Below are 21,992 nucleotides of genomic sequence, written 5' to 3'. Positions count from 1 at the left end.
CATTCAAACGTCATCTATGGTCATGCCCTTAAGCTTTGAAGCGGCCGGTCCGGTCACGACCGGATAAAAAGCGCGTGACCAGGCTGCGCAGTTCCCAGCATCCCGGTGCGTCTTGCTTGCTGGGTTGTTGAGCTGCCCATCACATCACGTTCGTTGTACGACGCCAGCCGCGACGAGCGACTATGGCGTCAAGTCACCCCTTGCCGACATGAGCAAGGATGATCTCACGAAAGCAAATGCCGCTGAATCGAATATGTTTCGCCTCGCTCGGCGTGCAAGTTTTTGGAACCATCACGGAAATCAATGAACGAGGACGAGCCGCCTCAGGCCGCCGGCGCGTGCTCCTTCCGTCCGGGCACGGCTGCGAGCAATTCGCGCGTATAGGCGTGCTCGGGCGCGGCGAAGAGTTGCGCCGTCGGCTTCAGCTCGACGATGGCGCCGCGCTGCATCACCGCGATACGGTCGCAGATCTGGGCCGCGACGCGCAGATCGTGGGTGATGAACAGCATCGACAGGCCAAGGCGCGCCTTGAGATCTTCCAGCAGCTTCAACACCTGCGCCTGCACCGAGACGTCGAGCGCGGAGACGGCCTCGTCCGCGACGATGATCTCCGGCTCGAGCGCAAGCGCGCGGGCGATGCCGATGCGCTGGCGCTGGCCGCCCGAGAATTCATGCGGATAGCGCTCGAGCGCGCCGGCGTCCAGGCCCACCATCTTGAGGAGATCGCGGGCGCGGTCGAACGCCACCTTCGGATCGGTCCCGGCTGCGATCGGCCCGTCGGCGATGATGTGGCCGATCTTGCGGCGCGGATTGAGCGAGGCGAACGGATCCTGGAAGATCATCTGGATGCGATGGCGCTCGCCGCGCAGCGCCTTGCCGGAAAGCGAGGTCAGGTCGGTCTCGCCGATCCGCACCGTGCCGCGGTCGGCTTCGATCAGTCGCATCACCAGGCGCGCTACCGACGACTTGCCCGAGCCGGATTCACCGACGAGGCCGAGCGTCTCGCCCTTGAGGATGTTGAAGTTGACCGCGCGCGCCGCATCGACGCGGCGGGCCTGGCGGAACCAGCCGCCCGACGTGACGTAGGTCTTGTCCAGCCCGATCACCTCGACGGCCTTGGCCCGATCGTCCAATGGCTCTCGCGGCGGCGGATCCATCGAGGGCACGGCGGCAAGCAATGCCTTGGTGTAGTCGTGCTGCGGCTCGTTGAAGATGGCCGCGGCCGAACCTTCCTCCACGACCTTGCCGTGGCGGAGCACCACGACCTGGTCGGCGATGTCGGCGACCACGCCGAAATCATGGGTGATGAACATCACCGCCATGTTGCGGCTCCGCTGGAGGTTGCGGATCAGCTTCAGGATCTGGGCCTGCGTGGTGACGTCGAGCGCGGTGGTCGGCTCGTCCGCGACCAGCACCGCGGGCTCGAGCGCGAGCGCCATCGCGATCATGGCGCGCTGGCGTTGGCCGCCGGAGAGCTGGTGCGGATAGGCGCGCACGATACGCTCAGGGTCGGGCAGGCCGACTTCGCTTGCCAGCGCCAGCGCCTTGGCCCGCCGCTCCTTCGGCGTGAGCAGGCCGTGCGCCTCGAACATCTCCGCCATCTGGTCGCCGATCCGCATCAACGGATTGAGCGCGGTCATCGGCTCCTGGAAGATCATCGCCAGCCGACGGCCGCGCAGATCGCGCCAGCCGTCGTCAGCGAGCTTGAGCAGGTCCCGGCCCTCGAACTGGATTTCACCGGAGGTGACCGAGACCGTATCCGGCAAAAGGCCCATCAGCGCATGCGCGCACATCGACTTGCCGGAGCCGGACTCGCCGACGACGCAGACGATCTTGCCGGGCTGCAGATCGAGCGAGACACCGTCGACCGCGAAGGGGCGCTCGGCGCCCTTGGGCAGCGCGATCCGCAAGTTCCTGATGGAGACGGCGGGCGAGGCGGTCATCGTCAGCGGCCCTCCCGCGACAGGCGCGGATTGAGCGCATCGTTGAGGCCTTCGCCGATCAGGTTCAGCCCGAGCACCGAGATCAGGATGGCGATGCCGGGAAACACGGTGATCCACCAGGCCTGTCGGATCACGGTGCGGCCGGCGCCGACCATGTAGCCCCAGGAGATCAGATTGGGATCGCCGAGGCCGAGGAAGGACAGCGAGGATTCAAGCAGGATCGCGGTGGCCACCATCAACGAGGCCAGCACGATCACGGGCGACAACGCGTTGGGCAGGATCTCGCGCAGGATGATCCAGCTGTTGCTTTGGCCGGTGACCACGGCGGCCTGGACATATTCGCGGGTGCGCAGCGACAGCACCTCGCCGCGCACGAGGCGAGCGACCGGCGGCCAGCTCACCACCGCGATCGAGGCGACGATCGAATAGATCGAGGGCTGCAGGATGGCGACCAGCACGATCGCGAGCGCGAAGCTCGGAATGGTCTGGAAGAACTCGGTGAAGCGCATCAGGGCGTCGTCGACCTTGCCGCCGAAATAACCGGCCATGGCCCCGATCGGCACGCCCACGATCAGCGCCGCCAGCGTGGAGACGAGACCGACCAGAAGCGAGACGCGGGCGCCGAAGATCATGCCGGCGAAGATGTCGCGGCCGAGCGCGTCGGTGCCGAGCGGCACGGCCCCGAGCGTGAACGGCGGCAGGAACGGCCGCTGCACCATGCGCCAGGGCGAGTTCGGGAACAGCATCGGTCCGAACACCGCGACAGAGATTGCAACCAGGAGGATGACGAGCCCGATGACGCCGCTCGGGCTCTTCAGCATCGATTTCCAGAACTGCTTCATGCGGCGTATTCGATCCGCGGATCGACCAGGCGATAGACGAGGTCGGTGATGAGGTTGAAGGTGAGGACCATGGCGGAGCAGATCACGAACACGCCGAGCAGCAGATTGTAGTCCCGCTGCAGCAGCGCGTCGTACATCAGCCGCCCGATGCCGGGCCAGGCGAACACGGTCTCGGTGATGACGGCGCCGCCGATCAGCGTGCCGGAATGCACGCCGGCGAGCGTCACCACCGGCAGCAGCGCGTTGCGCAGCACGTGGCGGCGCTGGATCACGGCGTCGGAGAGCCCCTTGGCGCGCGCCGTCTTGACGAAGTCGAGGCGTTTCACCTCCAGCATCGAGGCGCGCGTCATGCGGGTGTAGGTCGCCATGAAGAACAGGCCGAGTGTCATCGCCGGCATGATCAGGTGCTTTGCGACGTCGACCGCATGGGCAAGGCCGGTGAGGTTGGCCCCGACCGTCTCGTAACCGAAGCTCGGCAGCCAATCCATCGTGACCGAGAACAGGAGGATGCCCATCAGCGCCACCCAGAAGATCGGCATGGCGTAGAAGATCAGAGCGAACACGGTGATGGCGGTGTCGAAAAAGGTTCCGGCAAAGCGCGCGGCGAAGGTGCCGAACAGGATGCCGAGCGCGAGCGAGATCGCGAAGGCGGTCAGCGTCAACAACAGCGTCGCCGGCAGCCGCTCGCCGATCAGTTTTGCGACCGGAGCCTGCTGGCGGAAGGAAAAGCCGAGGTCGAGGCTGACGACGCCCTTGACGTAGATGAAGAGCTGCTCGGGCAGCGGCTTGTCGAGCCCGAACTTCTCCCGGAGCTGCTTGACGAAGACCTGATCGCTGGCCCCGGCCTCGCCCGCCATCACGATCGCGGGATCGCCGGGCGCCAGGCGGATCAGGAAGAAATTGAGAACGACGATCGCGAGCAGGACGATCACGCCCTTCAGGACGCGCTGAGCAACGAAGGAGAACATCTAGTGAGTCATATTGGTGATGTGACCTGGCGCCACGGAGACGGAATGACTCCCTCGCCCCGCTTGCGGGGAGAGGGTTGGGGTGAGGGGGATTCTCGGCGAGCGTATCAGCAGTTGGTCTCGTGGAGACTCCCCCTCACCCGAATGTGCGCTATGCGCACATTCGATCTCTCCCCGCAGGGGAGAGAGGTAAGAGGCTTCACTTGTCGAGCCATGCGTCCTTGAAGCCGTCATTGACCCCGATTCCCGTGGTGATCAGGTTCTTGACCTTGCAGCGCATGATGGTCGGAAATTGCAGCTCGAGCATCCAGGCCACCGGGACGTCCTCGACCAGGATCTTCTGCGCCTTCTCGTAGATCTCCTTGCGCTTGGAATCCGGCGTTGCAACCGCGCCCTCGGCGAACAGCTTGTCGATATCCGGGTTGGAGTAACCCTCGACGTTGTTGAACATCTGGCCCTTGGCGATGTTGCTGGAGATGTAGTTGCGTCCCACTCCGAGCGCGGGGTCGCCGTACTGGTAGAGATAGGTAAAGGCGATGTCGTAATCCCACTCGGCGATCTTCTGGTTGCCGCCGGCGACGTCGGTGGCGATCGTCTCGATGGTCATGCCGACATCCTGGAGGTTCTGCTTGACGGCTTCGCCCCAGCGCTGCCAGGTCTCGCCATAGGCGAGCGGCAGCAGGCGGATCTTTTCGCCCTTGTAGCCGGCTTCCTTCAGCAGTGCCTTGGCCTTGGCCGGATCGTAGGGGTATTTCTTCACGTCATCGGTATAGAACTTGATGGTCGAGGCCGACGGGCCGGTGGCGACCTTGCCGAGCCCGTTCCAGATCACGTCCTTGGCGAAGTCGCGGTCGACCGCATACATGATCGCCTGCCGCACCCGCTTGTCGGCGAGCGGACCCTGGCGGTTGTTCAGCCACAGCCAGGCCAGCGGCGAGAAGAATTCCCAGCCCGCGCCGGTGACGCAGGTGTCCTTCAGCTTGGACAGCCGCGGCACGTCGAAATTCTCGACCGAGCCGCCGGGCAGCACGTCGACCTTGCCGGTCTCGTAAGCCACCGAGCGCGCGGCGGCGTCCGGGATGATCTGCCAGTAGATCTCATCGAGATGGGGCTTGCCCTTTTCGTGGTAGTTCGGATTCTTGACCAGGCGGATGAACGAGCCCTTCTGCCATTCCTTGAACATGAATGGGCCGGTGCCGATGGGTGCGTTGTTGTAGGGGTTGGTCTTCCAGTCGGTACCTGCATAGAGATGCTTCGGCACCATCGGCATCGAGCCGACCTCGAAGATGCCGAGGAACGGGCCGAACGGCTGCTTCAGCGTGAAGACCACCGTATGATCGTCCGGCGTCTCGACCTTGTCGACCTGCGCCAAATTGGTGCGGGCGCGCGCATGGGTCTGCTTCAGCATCTCGATCGAGAACAGCACGTCGGCGGCGGTGAAGGGCTTGCCGTCGTGCCAGGTCACGCCCTTCTTCAGCTTGAAGATGTAGGTCTTGGCGTCCTCGCTGACGCTCCAGCTCTCGGCGAGCTCCGGCAGGGGATCGAGCTTGGGGCTGTAGCGCAAGAGGCCTTCGAAGATGTTGCCCGAGACCATCTGGGTCGGGCCGTTCTGGACCTGTGCAAGCATCAGGCCGGGCGGCTCGGGCTGAATCACGGCATTGATCACACCCCCCGTCTTCGGCTCTTGCGCCAGCGCAGGGGCCGCAAGGCCGCAAGCCAGGAGGAGACCAAGCAACACTCGTTTTGGCATGTCGTAATCTTTCTCAAGCGAGACCAGCCGGAAACGCTTCGCACGCGCCCTCGCGCGCAAAGCGACGGTCGGTCCATCCCAGTCCCCATCCGCCATCGAGGCTCACACAGTCCCGTTCGGCGCGGCAAGATGAAAGTCGCGACAGTGCTCGCACAAAAAATGTACAGCTCGTCCTGTTTCTCCGCCTGTGCGACGGCACGGTAGATCGGCCAGCTCCGAGGGATCAGGCGGCCTTCAGAAGTGATGAGAGCATGCCGGGGCAGTGCACAAGTCCGCGCCTGCGACCAAAAGCATCAGCCCGTCATTTTGCGCCGAGCGCCCGCCGCAATTCGTCGAGCGCCTCTGCAAGCTGCTCGCGGTGCGCGATGTCGTCCTTGGGCAGCGCGGCGACGCTGCCGGCGAGCTCCCGCAGGATTCCGGCCAGAAGGCCGAAGTTGATGTGCAGATGCACCGATTTGCGTTCATCGGCCGCACCAGGATGTTGCAGCACCAGCGCAATGCCGCTGCCGTCGAGCTTCGCCTCGAAGCGGGACGAATGCTCGAAGGTGCCGACATAGAATTTGTCGGGATATTCGAGTGCGACCTCTGCCTTGTCGGGAACCGGCTTGGACATGCGAACCCTCATCTATGCCCGCGCATTCTGGCCGGGAATGAGCCGGCCCGCCTTGCGCCAGGTCAGAGGCGGTCGACGCCGAATTTGATCCGGATCAAAGCCGGCCCGCCGCTTTTGCGATCGAATGGCAAGTAGCGGGACGCGGCTACGCATCCCGTTTGCTTGAGCCGTGAGACGATGGATGGACATTCAGGCCACGACTATCCCTGCGGATGACGACGGCGGACCCGATATCGCCGGTCTTGAGCCGTCGCCGGATGCGGGCGTGCAGCACTGCCTGCAATTGCTCGGCAATGCCGGCTTGCGCCCGACACGCCAGCGCGTGGCGCTGGGCCGACTGCTGTTCCTGGGCGGCCATCGTCACGTCACCGCAGAAAGTCTCTACGCAGAAGCGATGGCTGCGAACGCATACCTGTCGCTCGCCACCGTCTACAACACGCTGAACCAGTTCACCGAAGCGGGCCTCTTGCGCCGGATCGCGGCCGACGGCATCAAGTCGTTCTTCGACACCGACACGTCCCTGCATCCGCACTTCTATCTCGAAGGCGAGGACGTGCTGGTCGACGTGGCCGAGGGCCTCGCCTTCACCAAGATGCCCGAGGCGCTTCCCGGCCACGAGATCGCGCGGCTCGACGTCGTCGTCCATTTACGCCGGAAGCGAACCTAGCGCTTGCCCTGCAGGGAGGGTAAGACGCCTCACTGCAACCCTGCGCGGCGGAATCCCTCCAGATAGTGTTCGCGATCTCGCTCACTGGCCCACGGCAGCTGCGTCGCGATCCAGTGCAGCGAGATGCCCGGCTGGGTGCGGCGGAGCTCTCCGAGTGCCATTTCCGCAAGCGTGCCATCGCCGGTCATGCCGGCGGAGACGGCGAGCACGCGGTATGCGCCGGTAAGATCGCCGCGGTGGCGGATCGCCTCGCGCGCCAGCGCGATGGCCTCGCCATAGTGCCGTTCGGTGAAGCGCGCATAGGCGGCGATACCGTGATAGATCGCCAATGACGGATCGCGCGGCGACAGCCGGATCGCCTTTTGCGCAGCCTCGAACGAGTCCTTCGACCGTCCGGCGTAGGACAGTGCCAGCGCGTAGTAGCCCTGCGCCAGCGAGAAGTTCGGATTGAGCGCGAGCGCCTGCTCGAACTCGGATAGCGCGTCGGTGAGCCTGCGGGTCGAGAAGCAGACGCTGCCGAGCGCGGCATGTGCCCAGGCATCCTCATGGTCGCAGCGCACCGCTTTGAGCGCGGCGGCTTCCGCGGACGGCGCAACCGCGGCCAGCTCGGTCCAGCCGAGATGCACGCCGAACATGTCGTTCACGGCCAGCACCGACAACGCCTGGCCGTAATCCGGATCGATCGCGATCGCGCGCGCGAGCAGCGCCTTCGCGGCCGCGTGGTCCTGCCGGGTCACGCGCCAATAATGCGACAGCGCGCGCATCAACAGGTCCCAGGCGTCGAGGCTCGCCGGCGGCTTACGACGGCTGCGGAAATTCTCGGCGGCGTGGATCTGCGGCTCGATCGCGGCGGCGATCGCGTTGGTGATCTCGTCCTGCACGGCGAAGACGTCGACGAGCTCGCGGTCATAGCGCTCGGCCCAGAGATGACCGCCCGACACGGCGTCGTTGAGCTGCGCGGTGATGCGCACCCGGTTGTCCGTCTTGCGCACGCTGCCTTCGACGATGTAGCGGACGCCGAGCTCCTCGGCGATTTGCCTGATATGGACCGCGCGTCCCTTGTAGGTGAAGGAGGAGTTACGGGCGATCACCATGAACCAGCGCTGCTTCGACAGCGCGGTGAGGATGTCCTCGCTGATCCCGTCGCCGAAATAGTCCTGCTCGGGATCCCCGCTCTTGTTCTCGAAGGCGAGCACCGCGACCGCCGGGCGGTCCGCCATGCGCGGGGGAGCGAGCCTGGCTTCGGTCCGCGCGGGCGATGCCGCCACCTCTTCCCGGACCTCGCCGACGAACCGAAAGCCCTTGCGCGGAATGGTCTTGATCAGGCGCTGGCTCGCGCCGTCGTCGCCGAGCGCCTTGCGCGCGGCGTTGATCCGGCTGTTGAGGGCGGAATCCGAGACGATGCGGTCGTTCCAGACCTGGCTGATCAGGTCACCCTTGCTGACCACACGCGCCCGTTGCGTGACCAGATAAAGCAGCAGATCGAACACCTGCGGCTGCAACGGGACGGGTTTTCCGTCGCAATTGAGCTCCCGGAGGTCGCCGTCCAGCACGTTGTTTTCAAAGCGAAATCGCACGTTCTCGTCGTCTCAAGCAAAAATCAAAGTCGTCTCAGGCGAAAATCAATCGTCCGCGAAAGCCGCGGGACGTCCGATCCGGCATGGTGCGAAGACCAAACCGTATCGATGCCTCGGCACAACGGAGTGTTTCATGACCCAAATTGATCATCAGGTTCATTCTCTCGGCCCGGACGTTACGGGCTCTCGTATTTTCAGGTTCATCGCCTTTCTGTACGGAATTGCGGCGTATCTCGTGTTTTTCGTCGCCATTCTCTACGCGATCGGCTTCGTCATGGGGGTGATGGTGCCCAAGACCATCGATACCGGAGCCGAAGCGCCCGTCGTTCGCGCGGTCGTCATCAATTTGCTGCTGATGTCGCTGTTCGCGGTTCAACACAGCGTGATGGCGCGCCGGCAATTCAAGGCATGGTGGACGCAGTTCGTCCCTAAGCCGGTCGAGCGCTCGACCTACGTGCTGTTCGCGAGCCTGTCATTGCTCCTGCTGTTCTGGCAGTGGCGTCCGCTACCCGCGGTCATATGGGAGGTCGAGAACCCCGATCTTGCCGTGACACTGGTCACATTGTCCTTCGCTGGCTGGGTGCTGGTGTTCACCTCGACCTTCATCATCAACCATTTCGAACTGTTCGGCCTGCATCAGGTGACGAATCATCTCGTCGGCAAGGAAATGCAGCCGCCGCGTTTCAAGACGCCGCTGCTCTACAAGTTCGTCCGCCATCCGATCTATCTCGGTTTCATCATCGCGTTCTGGGCGGCGCCGATCATGACCGCGGGTCATCTGCTGTTTGCGGCCGTGACCACGCTCTACATCTTCGTCGGCATCGCGCTGGAGGAGAGCGATCTCGTCGAGCTCTTCGGCGACGAGTACCGGCAGTACAAGCAACGCGTCTCCATGCTTATTCCCTGGCGCCGGTCAGTATAGTCTAGGCCAAGCCCCGCGCCTCCAACCGAAACAAGGCGCGCGGGCGCCGACGCGCGATAACGATCCATCAGAAAAAGGGAGACGTCCAAATGAAACATGTCGGAAACTGCTTCTGCGGCGCGGTCACGGTCGAGGTCACGGGCGCGCCGGAGGCGATGGGCTATTGCCATTGCCGCTCCTGCCGCTCGTGGTCGGGCGGTCCGGTCAACGCCTTCAGCCTGTGGAAGCCGGAAGCCGTGCGCATCACCGAAGGCGCTCAGAATGTCGAGACCTTCGTCAAGACGCCGCTCAGCCAGCGCAAATATTGCAGGAAGTGCGGTGGCCATCTCATGACCAACCATCCGCCGCTCGGTCTGGTCGACGTTTTCGCCGCCACCATCCCCACCCTCGCGTTCACGCCCGGCGTCCACGTCAACTATGCCGAGACCGTGCTGCCGATGCGCGATGGCCTGCCCAAGCTGAAGGATTTTCCCGCCGAGTTCGGCGGAAGCGGCGAAATGATGCAGGAATAGCGGCGCGCCTTTGGCATTTTTTCGAGAGGGCGGCAGAGCGCTGCCCTCTCTGGCTTCTTCCAAGAGAGAAGGATGAACGACTAGCCTCCGCGCGATTCGACCACCTTGCGGCAGGAATCGGACAGCTTCGACTTGTTCTCGCGCAGGCAGGCGTTCATCTGCGGCGGCTTGCCGATATGCTCGGCGCAGAATTTGCTGGCGTCGCCGCGGCAGGCCATTTGCTCCTGGACAGATGGACCGGACTGTGCGGCAGCAGGCAGGGCGGCAGCTGCGAGCAGCAGCGCGGCAAGAACCGAAATCTTCATAGAGCACCTCTTTGGAATTCTCGTTGGTCCCGACCGGGATCAATCGGGCCGGACCATTCCGCAAAGGCCGGGCGCCGGTCCATGCCATGTTCATGGCAGCGGCCAATCCTCCCGCCCGCGGTACCTCCATCTTCATGGCATGTATCCGCGCGCCGACTTTTGTCATTCAGGCTGCACCTCGGCTGCGAGACCCGGTGATTGCGTCGGGACGCCGAACGGAACCAGGAGAGCAAGATGTCGAAGAGAGCTGGAGCGCTGGGCGCAGGGCTGACGGTCATGGTGCTGGCGGGCGCGGCGATGGTGTCGCTGGGCACGAGCCCGGCGCAGGCCGTGGTCTATTGCAAGACCGTTGGCGTGCCCAAGGGCTGCGTGGTGCGGCCGACTGGCGCCGTGGTGGTGGGAGCGCCGGTCGCGCGGGCTGCCGTCGCGACCCCCGGTGTCGGCGCGCCCGGTGTCGGTGTGCGTGCCGGCACGCCGATGAATCGGGGCGGCCCGGTCAATCGCGTCGGCGTGCGCTGATATTTCCGCTTCATTGAATTGATGCATCGCTTCGGGCCAAGGGGCCCGCGGACGAACACCCCCCGTCCTCCGCGGACAATTTTACCCGGCCCGTCCCCTCTCTCCGTGCGCCCCACACGTTCGGGGAGGGGGCCCTTTCAGCCCGCGGCCATGTCGCTGTCGGGAAAACGTTGCGGCAATTTCAGCCGCACGCGCGTGCCGGAGGAATCAGACGTCAGGTCGAGCACCGCGCCGCAGCGCGCGGCGCGGCTTTTCATGTTGCGCAGGCCGCGCGCGGTCTGGCCGGCCCCCGCGGCCTCGCCATTGCCGGCCAGCGCAAAGCCGCCTCCGTCGTCAGTCACGCTGATCACGCCATACGGCCCCTGGCCCGCGTCGAACGTGTCGATGGTCACCGCGATGCGGCGGGCCTGCGCGTGCTTGACCGCATTGGTCACGGCTTCGTCGAGGATGCGCACGATCTGGACGACGTGCCATGGCCTGAGCTCGGGATGCAGCGGCAGACCCTGCGGCGTCGCCACGCGCCAGTCGAGCGTGATGTCGTGCGGGCGCAATTGGGCCGTGGCGCGCTCGCGCCAGGAGCCGAGCGCCAGCATCAGGTCGCCGCCGATGTCGTCCATGGAATCGATCACGAGACGGAGATCCTTCAGCGCCGCGCGGGCGGCATCCGTGATGCTCGCGCCCGTGCTGCCGCGTTCGGACAGCGCGACGATGCTCACCAGCTGGCCGCCGAGGCCGTCGTGCAGGTCTCGCATCAGGCGCGTGCGCTCGTTGGCGAGCGCCGCCGCGCGGGCGCGCTCCTCCTCGCGGGCAAAGCTCGCCTTCAGCCGCTCCTCGGCCTCCCGCACCCGCGTCACCAACTGGCCGGCAAAGCTGTCGACCTGGTTCAAGGCGCGGGCGAAGCGCCAGGTCAGCCCGGCGCCGATCGCGACCAGCATCGCCGAATAGGACAGCCGCGAGACGAAGATGCGATCGTTGCTCACGATATCGAGCACCGTGAGCATGTCCTGGACCCAGCAGACCAGCACGATGGTCACCGCGCAGCCGATCGTGAAGCTCGCCGCGTCCTGCCGCCGCACCACCGCGGTTGCGGTGACGCAGGCCATCAGGAACAGGCAGAGCCCGACGGTGGGAATGCCGAGCACCAGGAACAGGATGCGCGGCAGCGGTGGGCCTCCGATCAGCCCGACCACGAACACGAGGACGCCGGGCACGAACAGCAGCGTGCCGTAGCGCGGCCAGCGCCAGCCGAAGAACAGCACGCCGAACACGACGATCAGCGCGCTCTCAATCGGTGCGGAGGCCAGCAGCACCGCGGCCAGGTGCGATACCGTAGCCGGCGGCACCGGCGGCGGCGCGAATGCCTGCACCACGCCGAGCACCATCGCCGTCGCCAGTACGCCATAGACCGGCTCGTGACGCCGCATCAGCCACATGATCGCGAGGATGACGGCCAGGATCGCCTGCCAGGCGGAAAACACCACAGGCAGTGTGACGAACAGCAGCGTGCGTGTCTCATAAGCCGGGCGCAAGGCGGCATCCGGCCCGACATAGACGGTGTCGAGGAAGCCCTTGAGCGGGCCCCATACGAACAGCCGCACCGTGATCTCGTTTCCGCCCTCGCGCAGCAGCGACGCGGGGATGGCTGCGATCTGCGGCGTGTTGCGGTCGGGCCGGTTGGCGTTGGTGTCGCGTCGGGAGTCGAGCACGACGACGCCGTTGACGGCGACCTCCACCGCGTTGCTGAAGCGCGGCAGGAACACCGACCAGCCCGAGGCCGCATCGCCGCTCCGGAACGTGAAGGTGCCGGCGTAGATCGGCGGGTCGGCCAGCGAATAGCGCGACGAGGTGAAATGCGGCAGCGTCACCGGGCGCGTCAGACCGTCCTCCCGCGCCGAGAAATCGTCCACCGCGTAGTCGTCGGGATCGCTCGGCTGCAGCAACCGAATCCCCAGGATCGTGACGATCACGATCAGCGCCTGAAGCAGCAGATAGGGCACGAGGCGCGAGGCGATTAGCCGGCGCCGCGGGCGTGTCGGTGCCTTCGTAGGTGCTTTGGCCGCGATCTCGCTCACAGCTTGATCAGGCCCTGCTGCACCGCCTCGAACACCGCCTCGCTGCGCGTATGCACCTCGAGCTTGCGATAGATGTTCTTGATATGCCCAGGCACGGTCTGCTTGGACAGGCCGAGATGGCTCGCGATCTCGGCATAGCTGAAGCCTTTGGCGATGCCCCACAGGATGTCGATCTCGCGCGGGGTGAGCCTTGCCGTGTTGAGCGCGGGGCCGGGCGGCGGCTCCGCCGAATTCTGCGCGGCACCTTGCGTCCTGCGCACGATGAAGCGGGCGATCGAGGCCGAGATCGGCGAATGTCCCGCGACCAGATCGCGCACCGTGGTGGCGATGTCGGTGGGGAAGGCGTCCTTGAGCAGGTAGCCGGTGGCGCCGACCGTGATCGCGGAGATCACGCTTTCCTCGTCGCCCAGCGCGGAAATCACCATGATTTCGGTGTCGGGGAAGCGCTGCCGCATCTTGCGGATCAGCTCGACGCCGTGGCCGTCGGGCAGTCGCAGGTCGGTCAGCAGCACGCGCGGCGCGCCGGCGGCGAGGGCTTGCCGCGCCTCTGCGAGCGTACCGGCGCTGCGCACCTCGTAACCGGCCTTGACCAGCGCATCCTGGAGCCGCCAGCAGGTCGGCGCATCGTCCTCGACGAGGAGGATGGTGATGGCTTCACCCGTCTCGCCTTGTTCGGTCATGATCATGGTCCCGCGATCCGCGTGTCCCCCGCGGCGCGAGGCAAGTCTAACCGTAGCCCGAAGGCCGTGACACCCATAATCATGGGGGCGGGAAAGTCACGGGACTGCCATGTGCCGACCCAACGTTGCCGCGCGACGGAGTGCCGCCGCCAATCCAGCTTACGAAAGATCAACCCGCGGCGGCGGATATCGCCGCGCCAGGACCGATAGCGACAGCGGCCGTTCGTCTTCCGGCAGCTCCAGATAGGCCAGCACGAGCGGCCGCTTCCAATCGCCGACGCCGAAATCCATCGCCGTCCATTTCTGCGGCTCGGGCCCTTCGAGCCCCCGGACCCAGACGAAATAGCGGGGAAGGTCGTCCGTGTCCGTCGTGCGTCTCCTGGCCATCGAAGCGGTCCGCTGCGTCAAGATCGTTGCCGCACGATATAGGGAATATCTGGGGGAAGTCGAACGCCCCGGGACGATCGGGGAAGCTTGCCGCCCGCGCCGGTGCCGGTTGGCGACAAAAGCGCTGTCGTTGCCCGTTAAGGTTCGATCCGTTCGAGAAATGATCGCGTCAGCGCGACAACCTCATCGAGGTTGGTTTCGAGCAGCCAATGGCCGCCATCCAGGAGATGCAGTTCGGCATCCGGCAGGTCCCGGAGATAGGCCCGCCCTGACTCCTCAGGCATGTAATGGTCCTGCGGCCCCCACAGGATCAATGTTGGCGGCTTGTGCTGCTGAAGATATCGGCGGTGCTCGGGAAACCATTGGCGGTTCGCCTTGAGGCCAAACAGAACGTCTGCGGCGGCGTCTTTCCGCCGCTCGGTCATCAGCGACCAGTGCAATCGCCAAAGGTCCGGCGCGATCAGTCCAGCCATGTCCGCACGCACATCATTCAGGAACTCGTCCCGGAAATTCTCTTCAGTGATAGCTTCCCTCATCGCCGCACGCATCTCCTGATCGGGCAGTGACCAGGACTTCTCGATGTCAGCGTATGCCGGGCCAAGCGCATCTTCGTAAGGTATGTCGCCGTTTTGAATGATCTGGGCCACCACCCTCTCAGGCCGCATGATCGCCAGCCTCGCTCCGATCGGTGAGCCAAAATCATGAAGGTAGATCACGAAGCGTTCGATCTTCAGCTGCTTCACGAACTGGTCGAGCCACGCGGCATAGCCGTCGAAGCTGTAGTCGAAGTCATCAGGTGTCCCGCTATAGCCGAACCCGGGATAGTCGGGAGCAATCAGCCGCCAATTATCGGCCAGTCGCGGCATCAGATTGCGGAATTCGTAGGATGAACAGGGATAGCCGTGCGGCAGCAGAACGACGGGCGCGCGTTCAGGACCGGCTTCTCGGTAGAAGGTATCCACGGATCCGATCCGGACCCTGCAATGTCTGACGCGTGTGTCCATGTCTTGCTTCCTTTGTAGATAAAGCAACTTCGGGGCGGGGTTCCCGGCATCTGCTTCGTGGTGGGTAGAACCGCAGGCGGCTCTGCGGAACAACGACCGGAAGCTCACCGTTACGAAGCAACACCGGAACGGGAGGTCGTTGTGATCCATCATGTCTCCGTCGGTACGAATGATGTTCAGCGTGCGAAGCGCTTCTACGATGCGGTCTTGCCGGTCGTCGGGATCACGCCGATGGCCGAGGACGAGGGTGGACTGGGCTACGGAAGCGGGACGTTTCACTTCAGCGTTCAAGTTCCGATCGATGGAAAACCCGCGACCGTGGGTAACGGCAGTCATATCGCCTTTGCCGTCGAGAACCGCGCGATGGTCGATCGCTTCTACGCAGCAGCATTAGAGCATGGTGGCAGCGACGCTGGCGCTCCCGGGCTGCGGCCGAGTTACGACCTCAACTATTATGGGGCGTTTGTCCGCGATCCAGACGGTCACAAGATCGAGGCCGTGACCTACTCGGCACAATAGTCGCGAGCGGGAAGGCGCCATGCCGACCATGCCCTATGCAATTATCGAAGCTCCTTCGACGCTCGGCCTTGCGACCGACGGCGTGGAGCGCTTGCCCGAACAGCTGCTGAAGCTTGGACTTGCGGAGCGCATCGGCGCACGCCGCGCCGGGCGGCTGGTGGTGCCTTCGAAAGATCCGGTGCCGGATCCCGAGACCGGCATCTTGAACGCCGGCGCAATAGCGGCGTGGTCGCCCCAGCTCGCCGACGCGGTGGAAGCGGTGCTTGTCGAGGGCAAGTTTCCGCTTGTGCTGGGCGGCGATTGCACGATCTTGCTGGGCTCGATGCTCGCGCTTCGACGGCGCGGCCGCTACGGCCTGTTGTTCATCGACGGCCACGCCGATTTCTTCCAGCCCGAGGCGGAGCCCAATGGTGAGGGCGCCTCGATGGACCTTGCCCTCGTTTCCGGCTACGGCCCGTCCCTCCTGGCCGACATCGAAGGTCGCGGTCCTTTGGTCCGCCCTGAGGACATTGTGGCGTTTGGATATCGCGATCACCAGGATCAGGCGGAATATGGAAGCCAGCCGCTTCCCGAAGAGCTCAAGGTGCTTGATCTTCCTGCTGTGCGGGCGCGGGGCATCGAGGCCGCTGCACGCGAAGCCGTCGATTACCTCACGCGAGCCGAGCTGGACGGCTTCTTCATCCATCTCGACGCCGATTGTCTCGACGATGCCATCATGCCGGCTGTCGATTTTCGCGTGCCGGGTGGGTTGTCGTGGGACGAGCTATCGACCGTGCTCCGGGTTGGCTTGGCGAGTGGCAAGGCGGTCGGCCTGGAGATCACCATTTACAATCCGGGCCTGGATGAAGACGGCAGCGCCGGGCGTGGCCTGGCCGATGTGCTCGCAGCAACGCTCGGGTCGTAGCTCGAGTTTGCTGAACCAGTTCGACTTCGCCAAGAGGCTTCGCCGGACACGCTTCGCCCTTCGAGCCCCGCCACGCGAAGCCCGAAGGGCGAAGCGTGGTGCCCCTGGCCGGAATCGAACCAGCACTCCTTGCGGAACTCGATTTTGAGTCGAGCGCGTCTACCAGTTCCGCCACAGGGGCCCTCGGTCGGCCCCATAGGCGGCGTCGCGAAGCCGGCGGACTATAGCCATGGACGGGACGGGGTCAACCCGCGCCAAAGTGATCCCGGCCGTTCTCGACAGCCGCATGGGCCGGGGCTAGAGGCTTAGGGCGCGCGAGAGATACGAAAGAGGCTGCCGTGACCACCCAGAGTGCCGCCATACCTGCGTTCAAGCCGGGCGCCACGAGCCCCGCGCTGACCGCCGCGGCCTTGGTCACGCTGATCGGCGCAGCCACGATTGCGGGCGCCTGGTTCTTCCAGCTCGTCCTGGAGATACTGCCCTGCCCGTTGTGCCTGGAGCAGCGCTACGCCTATTACCTTGCGATACCGCTCGGTGTGTTGACGGCGCTGGCGGCGCGAAGCGGCGCGCCGCGGCCGCTGCTGCTGGCGGGGCTGGCGATCCTCACCCTGGCCACGCTCGCCAATGCCGGCCTCGGCGCCTACCATTCCGGGGTCGAATGGGGGTTCTGGAAGGGGCCGACTGATTGCTCCGGTCCGGTCGTCAACCTCGGCAGCGCCGCCGATCTCTTGTCGAAGCTCGACACTGTGAAGGTGGTGCGCTGCGACGAGGTGCAATGGCGCTTCCTCGGCCTCTCGCTCGCCGGCTACAACGTGCTGATCTCGCTCGTGATGGCCGCCATCGCCGCGTGGGGATTCGTACGGACGGCGAAGCGCTAAAGCTCAATCATCCACGTCGTCCTGCGTGCGCCCGAACAGGTGCACGATGCCCGGCGTTGCGATCGTCACGAAGACGAAACGCGACAGGTGGTGGGCGCCGACGAAGATCGGGTCGATGTGCAGCGTCAAGGCCAGCGCCAGCATAGCGTCCATCGCGCCCGGCGCGAAGGCGACGACGACGTCGGAGAATTTCACCGGGGTGGTCAGCGCCACGATGCCAACGAAGATGGCGGAGACGGCGATGGCCACGGCAAACGAGCCCAGCGCAGCGCGGAGGTGGCCGGCGAGCGTCTTGATCCGCATCCGCGCGAAACGGCTGCCGATCAGTGCGCCGATCCCGATCAGCGCAACGCCACGCACCCAGTCCGGCAGGCCGCCCTCGACCCATCCGGCACCATGCAGCACGCTGGAGGCGATCATCGCGCCGAACATCCAGCTCGCGGGAAACCTGATCAGCCGCAACACGAGCGCTGCGGCCAGCGACGCGGCGGCTAGCTCGAGCAGGTCGAGCGGCGAGGCGATGGTCGTTGTCAGCGACTGTGCAGCCGAGGGCGTGACGCCTGCAATCGCCAGCACCATCGGCAGCGCGGCGGTCAGGATCATGACGCGCATGGTCTGCACCACCGCAATGCCCGGCAGGTCGGCGCCGCGCTCGACCGCCAGGATCGTGATCTGCGACAGCGCGCCGGGACTGCCGGCCAGGAAAGCGGAGGTGCGGTCCCAGCCATGCATGCGCTGGAGGTAATAGCTCGACCCGAACGTGGAGCAGAACGTGGCGAGCGCAAGCAGGCCGATGGTGACGGGGTAGGCGCTGACCTGCTGAAGCAAATGGCGCGAGACGACCGAGCCCAGCGAGATGCCGAGCAGCACCAGCACGGTCTGGGTCAAAATCGGCGGCAAGGTCAGCTGGCGGCCGGCGATCGCGGCGATCCCGACCGCGATCATCGAGCCGGAGATCAGCCCGCCGGGAAGGCCGGCGAGCAGAAACACAAGGCCGCCGGCGGTGCCGATGACGAGCGTCTCCACCGTGCTCAGGATCGTGGCACGGCTCGGCCATTCGAACGACAGGGAGGCGGTGATGTGCTTCACGCCACCTTATCGCAAATCAGCGCGAGGCGCACAATTGCAGGCTCATCATGCCGCAATGCGCGAGGCCTTCCGCGGAGGCTCGGAAGGAATCGTGACGGGGTTATTTCTTGTCGGCTGCGGGAGCGGCGGCTGCGCTGCCGGCCTTCGCCTCCTTTTTGCATTCGCGACGGAATTTCTTGCGCTCCTTCCCCTTCAATCCCTTGGCGTCTGCCTGCCTGGAGCATTCCAGCGATTCCGCCGATCGCTCCTTCGTTGCCCTCTTGTCGTCGACGGTGGCGGCAGTGTCGGTCTTGGCGGCCGGCGCGGCGGTCTGCGCGAAAGCGGTGCCGGTGACGAGCAGGGAGGCGAGAGCAACGGCGGCGAGGCGGGACGTGAAGGTCATGTGGTGCACTCTGCTTGCGAGAATTGCGAAGGGCTGAAACGTTGGCTCGCGTTGCTGAACGCGACATGAATGAAGTCGAGCGGCAGGATCACTATATTTTGCCGGCGCAACTCATCGCATCCTTGTCGCAAGCGGCTAACACGCTAGGATAGCAATCCGCAATTCACTTCCGTCGGGGAAGATCAAGCAGGAGACCCAGGGATGACCATTCAGACGAAATTGTTGTATGCGATCGCAGCGTCCGGTGTCGCGGCATTGCTGACGAGCGCGCCGGCACAGGCACTGACAGCGCAGGAGTGCAGCGCGAAGTACCAGGCCGCCAAGAAGGACGGCTCGCTCGGCACCATGAAGTGGAATGACTTCCGCAAGGCCCAATGCGGTGCCGATGCGACGCCCGCCGCTGCGCCGACAGGGGCTGCGCCCACAGCTCCCGCGGAGCCGAAGCAGGCCAAGAAGGAAGAGGCACCCGCCGCCGCGCCGGCCCTGCCGGCCGGTCCTGCGGTCTACCCAAACGCGGTCGATCCGAAATATGCCAAGGAGACGCCCGGCAAGGCGCGCCTGCACACCTGCGTCGACCAGTACAATGCCAACAAGACCACCAACGGCAACGGCGGCTTGAAATGGATTCAAAAAGGCGGCGGCTATTACAGCGAATGCACCAAGAAGCTGAAGGGCGCCGCCTGAGCTTCGCATTGCTGCGAAGGCCGGAGCGACGCTCCGGCCGATTCGCCTGAAGTGTCGCGCATGATCTTGTCAGAACACCTGCGCTCACCCGGCCCTTGCGGTCCGGATCATGCTCAGTCGAGCAGCTTCTCGGCAGATTTCGCCACGAGCTGCGACCGCTTGCGCGGACCGCTCTCGACGAACAACAGGCTCTGGCCGAAGATGAAGCAGTAGAACAGAAAGGCCTGCGCGTCGGCCTCCTCGGCCGCAAGACCGGTTGCGCGATAGAGGTCGCCGACGTGCCTGAGCCGCGCCGCGTCGACGCTCGCCACCGCCGCCGCGGCGTTGTCCTCCGATCGGGCCCATTGCCGGATCGCGAGCTCGATCGCCATCCCTTCTGGATTGAGCCGCTCGGAATAAAGCTGGATCACCGCCTTCAGCCGCTCGCGGGGCGCTTGTCCGTCGAGGCTCGTCTGCTGCGCGATCGCGGCGATGCGGCCCTTGCGCCAGGCTTCGAGCATGGCCTCGAGCAGTGCGGCGCGGTCGGCGAAGCGCCGGTAGAAGCCGCCCTTGGTGACGCCGAGATTCTTGGCGAGCACCTCGACCCGCACGCCCTCCACCCCCGCGCGGGCGAGCTCGGCAAACCCAGCCTCGACCCAGACGTCGCCCTTGCCGTCGCTCATGGAGAAAGCCTCACCCGGTCTTGATACGGTGCCGTATTGCTAACGTGACACGGGTTTGATACGCTACCGTATCAACGAGCAATGACGAAATTGCGGGAGGAAATGCGATGGAGCAGGAGGCGACCTATCGCGGCACGGTCTATCCGTGGCAATGCGACCATGTCGGGCACATGAACATCATGTGGTATGTCGGCAAGTTCGACGAGGCCAATTGGAATCTGTTTGCTCGTCTCGGCCTGACGCCGAGCTATTTGCGCATCTCCGGCCGCGGCATGGCCGCGGTGCAGCAGAACATCGCCTACAAGCGCGAGCTGCTCGCCGGCGACATCGTCGAGATCCGCAGCCATCTGCTCGAGATCAGGGACAAGTCGATCCGCTTCCGGCACGACATGACGAATGCGGAGACCGGCGAGCTCGCGGCGACGTGCGAGGTCACCGGCGTGCACATGGACCGCCAGCTCCGCAAGTCCGCCCCGTTCGCCGATTGCATTCGCGAAGCGGCCTTGAAGCAACTTGCCGAACCAGCCGAGGTGTGAGCCATGACTGCCTTCGAGCCGAAAAACCCGGGCTATCGCGCGGCGGCCATCGCCATGTTCGATGCCCAACCGGCCATGCGCACGCTCGGCATCGTGATCGTCCGTCTCGCGCCGGGCGAGGTCGAGCTGGCGATGCTGCATGCGCCGGCTCTCACACAGCAGAACGGTTTCATCCATGCCGGCATCATCACGGCCGGGCTCGACAACGCCTGCGGCGTTGCGGCCTTCAGCTTGATGCCGGCGGAGGCCGGTATCCTCACCGTCGAATTCAAGACCACGCTGCTCGCGCCTGCCCGCGGCGAGCGTTTCGTCTTCAAGGCCGAAGTGGTCAAGCCCGGCCGCACGCTGACCTTCTGCGAGGCAAAGGCCTACGCCGAGCATGACGGCAAGACCACGCTGATCGCCATGATGAGCGGGACCTTGATGGCGATGCTGCCGGCGGCTTAGTCGAGCCGGACGCGATTCGCGTGGCAATCGCGCCCGCGGCATTCTATATGACCCGTAACAATGACCGGTGCGCGGCCGTATATCCGCAAGACGGGACCGGAACGGGACGATATGACTGGATTTGGGAATAATGGCCTTGGGCCGAGCCGGCGCGCAGCCTTGACGCTGATCGGAGCGGGCGCTCTCGCCGTGGGTGGGATCGTTTCGGCGCGCGCCGCCACCGGCGATGACGAGGTGCTGACCGAAGCCAAGGTGCTGCGCGATCCCGACACGCCGGTCGCAGGCAATCCCGACGGCAACATCACCATCGTCGAATGGTCCGACTACAATTGTCCCTATTGCCGCAAGCTCGAGCCCGAGCTGCGCCAGGTGGTCCAGGACGACGGCAAGGCGCGGCTGGTCATGAAGGACTGGCCGATCCTCGGGCCGGTTTCGGTCACCGCGGCGCGGAGCGCGCTGGCGGCCAAGTTCCAGGGCAAGTATCACCAGGCCCATGACGCCCTGATCGGCGTCAGCTCGCGCCTGACCGAGCCGCGCATCAACGAGCTGCTCGCGGCTGCCGGGGTCGACATGGACCGCTTGAAGCGCGATCTCATCGGCCACGCCAAGGACATCGACGCCATCCTCAAGCGCAACAACGAGCAGGCTGAAGCTTTCGGCTTCCAGGGCACCCCGTCCTTCATCGTCGGCAAGTATCGCGTGCCCGGCGTGCTCAGCATGACCGAGTTCGAGCAGGTCATCGCCGACGCCCGCAAGGCCAAGATGAACTGAGCCGGCGATATTTCAGGACGCAATACAAAGGCGCCGTCGCGGGTCTGCGACGGCGCCTCGTTCATGTCGATCGGACGAAATTACTTCGACGAGATCCGGACCCAGTCCTTGTGCGCGCGATCGCGCAGCGCATCCCAATCGGCCTTGGCGACGTCCCAGTTCACGATCGTTCGGTTGGTGGTCGCGATGTCGCCTTTGGCGACTGACGACGTCTGCATGGAATCATAGACGTAGACGCCGCCCGCAAGCAGCAACGCGCCCAGGATCATTCCGAAAAAAGTCTGCATGGCGAACCTCCGGTGACGGGCGATAACGTCGGCCCGGAGTGATGGTTCCGCGACTATGCGGCGCATCCAAGT

The 21,992-nt window shown here is 64.9% G+C and carries 26 protein-coding genes and 1 tRNA gene; 11 read left to right on the top strand and 16 right to left on the bottom strand.

Annotated features, from left to right (window positions below; genetic code table 11):
- Positions 1-323: 323 nt before the first annotated feature.
- The 5 genes from I6F31_RS09760 to I6F31_RS09740 form a co-directional block, all read right to left on the bottom strand.
- A complete protein-coding gene (locus tag I6F31_RS09760; protein WP_225185320.1) occupies positions 324-1,943 on the bottom strand; it encodes an ABC transporter ATP-binding protein in 1,620 nt (539 codons plus the stop codon).
- A gap of 2 nt (positions 1,944-1,945) precedes the next feature.
- Entirely contained in the window at positions 1,946-2,785 is an 840-nt protein-coding gene (locus tag I6F31_RS09755; protein ID WP_035996700.1) for an ABC transporter permease, read from the bottom strand.
- A complete protein-coding gene (locus tag I6F31_RS09750) occupies positions 2,782-3,753 on the bottom strand; it encodes an ABC transporter permease (RefSeq protein ID WP_225185319.1) in 972 nt (323 codons plus the stop codon). The genes I6F31_RS09755 and I6F31_RS09750 overlap by 4 nt, the downstream gene beginning before the upstream one ends.
- A 199-nt stretch (positions 3,754-3,952) precedes the next feature.
- Positions 3,953-5,503 (bottom strand): ABC transporter substrate-binding protein, encoded by a 1,551-nt coding sequence (locus tag I6F31_RS09745; protein ID WP_035996790.1) that lies wholly within the window; start codon positions 5,501-5,503, stop codon positions 3,953-3,955.
- Positions 5,504-5,804: 301 nt separating this feature from the next.
- Positions 5,805-6,116, bottom strand: coding sequence for a hypothetical protein (locus tag I6F31_RS09740; protein ID WP_225140744.1), 312 nt, complete (start codon positions 6,114-6,116; stop codon positions 5,805-5,807).
- A gap of 181 nt (positions 6,117-6,297) precedes the next feature.
- Here I6F31_RS09740 and irr point away from each other — a divergent pair, with 181 nt between their 5' ends.
- Positions 6,298-6,783: a Fur family transcriptional regulator Irr gene (gene irr, locus I6F31_RS09735; RefSeq protein ID WP_035996708.1), complete on the top strand. Its 486-nt coding sequence runs from the start codon at positions 6,298-6,300 to the stop codon at positions 6,781-6,783.
- Positions 6,784-6,812: 29 nt separating this feature from the next.
- Here irr and I6F31_RS09730 read toward each other — a convergent pair whose 3' ends face one another.
- Positions 6,813-8,360 (bottom strand): winged helix-turn-helix domain-containing tetratricopeptide repeat protein, encoded by a 1,548-nt coding sequence (locus tag I6F31_RS09730; protein ID WP_225185318.1) that lies wholly within the window; start codon positions 8,358-8,360, stop codon positions 6,813-6,815.
- Positions 8,361-8,493: 133 nt separating this feature from the next.
- Between I6F31_RS09730 and mddA the strand changes: the two genes are divergently transcribed.
- Complete coding sequence (gene mddA, locus I6F31_RS09725; RefSeq protein WP_225185317.1) at positions 8,494-9,282, top strand: methanethiol S-methyltransferase; 789 nt, start codon at positions 8,494-8,496, stop codon at positions 9,280-9,282.
- An 89-nt stretch (positions 9,283-9,371) separates the two neighbouring features.
- Positions 9,372-9,794 carry a GFA family protein gene (locus tag I6F31_RS09720; RefSeq protein WP_036040263.1) on the top strand — a complete coding sequence of 141 codons (423 nt, stop codon included), beginning with the start codon at positions 9,372-9,374 and terminating at the stop codon, positions 9,792-9,794.
- 80 nt (positions 9,795-9,874) lie between these two features.
- On the opposite strand, the gene I6F31_RS09715 is transcribed toward I6F31_RS09720, so the two are convergent.
- Positions 9,875-10,099, bottom strand: a complete 225-nt coding sequence (locus tag I6F31_RS09715; RefSeq protein ID WP_036020653.1) for a hypothetical protein — start codon at positions 10,097-10,099, stop codon at positions 9,875-9,877.
- A 234-nt stretch (positions 10,100-10,333) separates the two neighbouring features.
- Between I6F31_RS09715 and I6F31_RS09710 the strand changes: the two genes are divergently transcribed.
- Positions 10,334-10,618 carry a hypothetical protein gene (locus I6F31_RS09710; protein ID WP_225185316.1) on the top strand — a complete coding sequence of 95 codons (285 nt, stop codon included), beginning with the start codon at positions 10,334-10,336 and terminating at the stop codon, positions 10,616-10,618.
- Positions 10,619-10,755: 137 nt separating this feature from the next.
- Here I6F31_RS09710 and I6F31_RS09705 read toward each other — a convergent pair whose 3' ends face one another.
- From I6F31_RS09705 to I6F31_RS09690, 4 genes are all read right to left on the bottom strand, one after another.
- Positions 10,756-12,690, bottom strand: a complete 1,935-nt coding sequence (locus I6F31_RS09705) for an ATP-binding protein (RefSeq protein ID WP_036020659.1) — start codon at positions 12,688-12,690, stop codon at positions 10,756-10,758.
- On the bottom strand, positions 12,687-13,370 hold the full coding sequence (locus I6F31_RS09700) for a response regulator transcription factor (RefSeq protein ID WP_225185315.1): 684 nt from the start codon (positions 13,368-13,370) through the stop codon (positions 12,687-12,689). The genes I6F31_RS09705 and I6F31_RS09700 overlap by 4 nt, the downstream gene beginning before the upstream one ends.
- 159 nt (positions 13,371-13,529) lie before the next feature.
- Positions 13,530-13,757: a hypothetical protein gene (locus tag I6F31_RS09695; protein WP_036020661.1), complete on the bottom strand. Its 228-nt coding sequence runs from the start codon at positions 13,755-13,757 to the stop codon at positions 13,530-13,532.
- A 137-nt stretch (positions 13,758-13,894) separates the two neighbouring features.
- Positions 13,895-14,761, bottom strand: a complete 867-nt coding sequence (locus I6F31_RS09690) for an alpha/beta hydrolase (RefSeq protein WP_225128540.1) — start codon at positions 14,759-14,761, stop codon at positions 13,895-13,897.
- Between the two features lie 141 nt (positions 14,762-14,902).
- Here I6F31_RS09690 and I6F31_RS09685 point away from each other — a divergent pair, with 141 nt between their 5' ends.
- Together I6F31_RS09685 and I6F31_RS09680 are read left to right on the top strand one after the other, a co-directional pair.
- Entirely contained in the window at positions 14,903-15,280 is a 378-nt protein-coding gene (locus I6F31_RS09685) for a VOC family protein (protein WP_035996730.1), read from the top strand.
- 19 nt (positions 15,281-15,299) lie between these two features.
- Positions 15,300-16,184, top strand: a complete 885-nt coding sequence (locus I6F31_RS09680; protein WP_225185314.1) for an arginase family protein — start codon at positions 15,300-15,302, stop codon at positions 16,182-16,184.
- Between the two features lie 96 nt (positions 16,185-16,280).
- Here the strand turns inward: I6F31_RS09680 and I6F31_RS09675 are convergent.
- Positions 16,281-16,365, bottom strand: a tRNA-Leu gene (locus I6F31_RS09675).
- Between the two features lie 157 nt (positions 16,366-16,522).
- Between I6F31_RS09675 and I6F31_RS09670 the strand changes: the two genes are divergently transcribed.
- Positions 16,523-17,062: a disulfide bond formation protein B gene (locus I6F31_RS09670; protein ID WP_109142230.1), complete on the top strand. Its 540-nt coding sequence runs from the start codon at positions 16,523-16,525 to the stop codon at positions 17,060-17,062.
- Positions 17,063-17,065: 3 nt separating this feature from the next.
- Here the strand turns inward: I6F31_RS09670 and I6F31_RS09665 are convergent, their stop codons facing one another.
- Positions 17,066-18,151: an AbrB family transcriptional regulator gene (locus I6F31_RS09665; protein ID WP_225140759.1), complete on the bottom strand. Its 1,086-nt coding sequence runs from the start codon at positions 18,149-18,151 to the stop codon at positions 17,066-17,068.
- 100 nt (positions 18,152-18,251) lie between these two features.
- Positions 18,252-18,533, bottom strand: a complete 282-nt coding sequence (locus tag I6F31_RS09660) for a PsiF family protein (protein ID WP_035996742.1) — start codon at positions 18,531-18,533, stop codon at positions 18,252-18,254.
- Positions 18,534-18,734: 201 nt separating this feature from the next.
- Between I6F31_RS09660 and I6F31_RS09655 the strand changes: the two genes are divergently transcribed.
- On the top strand, positions 18,735-19,217 hold the full coding sequence (locus tag I6F31_RS09655; RefSeq protein WP_225147411.1) for a hypothetical protein: 483 nt from the start codon (positions 18,735-18,737) through the stop codon (positions 19,215-19,217).
- A 113-nt stretch (positions 19,218-19,330) separates the two neighbouring features.
- Here I6F31_RS09655 and I6F31_RS09650 read toward each other — a convergent pair whose 3' ends face one another.
- Entirely contained in the window at positions 19,331-19,879 is a 549-nt protein-coding gene (locus I6F31_RS09650) for a TetR/AcrR family transcriptional regulator (RefSeq protein WP_035996748.1), read from the bottom strand.
- 107 nt (positions 19,880-19,986) lie between these two features.
- Between I6F31_RS09650 and I6F31_RS09645 the strand changes: the two genes are divergently transcribed.
- From I6F31_RS09645 to I6F31_RS09635, 3 genes are all read left to right on the top strand, one after another.
- Positions 19,987-20,415 carry an acyl-CoA thioesterase gene (locus I6F31_RS09645; RefSeq protein WP_225147410.1) on the top strand — a complete coding sequence of 143 codons (429 nt, stop codon included), beginning with the start codon at positions 19,987-19,989 and terminating at the stop codon, positions 20,413-20,415.
- Positions 20,416-20,418: 3 nt separating this feature from the next.
- Complete coding sequence (locus I6F31_RS09640; RefSeq protein WP_036020678.1) at positions 20,419-20,862, top strand: PaaI family thioesterase; 444 nt, start codon at positions 20,419-20,421, stop codon at positions 20,860-20,862.
- A 111-nt stretch (positions 20,863-20,973) separates the two neighbouring features.
- The gene (locus I6F31_RS09635) at positions 20,974-21,633 is read left to right on the top strand and encodes a DsbA family protein (protein WP_225185313.1); all 660 of its coding nucleotides are present in this window, start codon (positions 20,974-20,976) and stop codon (positions 21,631-21,633) included.
- An 80-nt stretch (positions 21,634-21,713) separates the two neighbouring features.
- On the opposite strand, the gene I6F31_RS09630 is transcribed toward I6F31_RS09635, so the two are convergent.
- Positions 21,714-21,920, bottom strand: a complete 207-nt coding sequence (locus I6F31_RS09630) for a hypothetical protein (RefSeq protein WP_035996755.1) — start codon at positions 21,918-21,920, stop codon at positions 21,714-21,716.
- Between the last annotated feature and the right edge of the window lie 72 nt (positions 21,921-21,992).

The sequence above is a fragment of the Bradyrhizobium sp. NBAIM01 genome (assembly GCF_020194115.1).
GTDB classification, from domain to species: Bacteria; Pseudomonadota; Alphaproteobacteria; order Rhizobiales; family Xanthobacteraceae; genus Bradyrhizobium; species Bradyrhizobium yuanmingense.
This window is presented reverse-complemented; position numbering and strand designations above follow the sequence as displayed.

What these genes read in the sequence shown, in the direction of transcription:
- I6F31_RS09760 (WP_225185320.1), bottom strand. Translation starts at nt 1,943, where the DNA reads ATGACCGCCTCGCCCGCCGTCTCCATCAGGAACTTGCGGATCGCGCTG.
- I6F31_RS09755 (WP_035996700.1), bottom strand. Translation starts at nt 2,785, where the DNA reads ATGAAGCAGTTCTGGAAATCGATGCTGAAGAGCCCGAGCGGCGTCATC.
- I6F31_RS09750 (WP_225185319.1), bottom strand. Translation starts at nt 3,753, where the DNA reads ATGTTCTCCTTCGTTGCTCAGCGCGTCCTGAAGGGCGTGATCGTCCTG.
- I6F31_RS09745 (WP_035996790.1), bottom strand. Translation starts at nt 5,503, where the DNA reads ATGCCAAAACGAGTGTTGCTTGGTCTCCTCCTGGCTTGCGGCCTTGCG.
- I6F31_RS09740 (WP_225140744.1), bottom strand. Translation starts at nt 6,116, where the DNA reads ATGTCCAAGCCGGTTCCCGACAAGGCAGAGGTCGCACTCGAATATCCC.
- irr (WP_035996708.1), top strand. Translation starts at nt 6,298, where the DNA reads ATGGACATTCAGGCCACGACTATCCCTGCGGATGACGACGGCGGACCC.
- mddA (WP_225185317.1), top strand. Translation starts at nt 8,494, where the DNA reads ATGACCCAAATTGATCATCAGGTTCATTCTCTCGGCCCGGACGTTACG.
- I6F31_RS09720 (WP_036040263.1), top strand. Translation starts at nt 9,372, where the DNA reads ATGAAACATGTCGGAAACTGCTTCTGCGGCGCGGTCACGGTCGAGGTC.
- I6F31_RS09715 (WP_036020653.1), bottom strand. Translation starts at nt 10,099, where the DNA reads ATGAAGATTTCGGTTCTTGCCGCGCTGCTGCTCGCAGCTGCCGCCCTG.
- I6F31_RS09710 (WP_225185316.1), top strand. Translation starts at nt 10,334, where the DNA reads ATGTCGAAGAGAGCTGGAGCGCTGGGCGCAGGGCTGACGGTCATGGTG.
- I6F31_RS09700 (WP_225185315.1), bottom strand. Translation starts at nt 13,370, where the DNA reads ATGACCGAACAAGGCGAGACGGGTGAAGCCATCACCATCCTCCTCGTC.
- I6F31_RS09695 (WP_036020661.1), bottom strand. Translation starts at nt 13,757, where the DNA reads ATGGCCAGGAGACGCACGACGGACACGGACGACCTTCCCCGCTATTTC.
- I6F31_RS09690 (WP_225128540.1), bottom strand. Translation starts at nt 14,761, where the DNA reads ATGGACACACGCGTCAGACATTGCAGGGTCCGGATCGGATCCGTGGAT.
- I6F31_RS09680 (WP_225185314.1), top strand. Translation starts at nt 15,300, where the DNA reads ATGCCGACCATGCCCTATGCAATTATCGAAGCTCCTTCGACGCTCGGC.
- I6F31_RS09660 (WP_035996742.1), bottom strand. Translation starts at nt 18,533, where the DNA reads ATGACCTTCACGTCCCGCCTCGCCGCCGTTGCTCTCGCCTCCCTGCTC.
- I6F31_RS09655 (WP_225147411.1), top strand. Translation starts at nt 18,735, where the DNA reads ATGACCATTCAGACGAAATTGTTGTATGCGATCGCAGCGTCCGGTGTC.
- I6F31_RS09650 (WP_035996748.1), bottom strand. Translation starts at nt 19,879, where the DNA reads ATGAGCGACGGCAAGGGCGACGTCTGGGTCGAGGCTGGGTTTGCCGAG.
- I6F31_RS09645 (WP_225147410.1), top strand. Translation starts at nt 19,987, where the DNA reads ATGGAGCAGGAGGCGACCTATCGCGGCACGGTCTATCCGTGGCAATGC.
- I6F31_RS09640 (WP_036020678.1), top strand. Translation starts at nt 20,419, where the DNA reads ATGACTGCCTTCGAGCCGAAAAACCCGGGCTATCGCGCGGCGGCCATC.
- I6F31_RS09635 (WP_225185313.1), top strand. Translation starts at nt 20,974, where the DNA reads ATGACTGGATTTGGGAATAATGGCCTTGGGCCGAGCCGGCGCGCAGCC.
- I6F31_RS09630 (WP_035996755.1), bottom strand. Translation starts at nt 21,920, where the DNA reads ATGCAGACTTTTTTCGGAATGATCCTGGGCGCGTTGCTGCTTGCGGGC.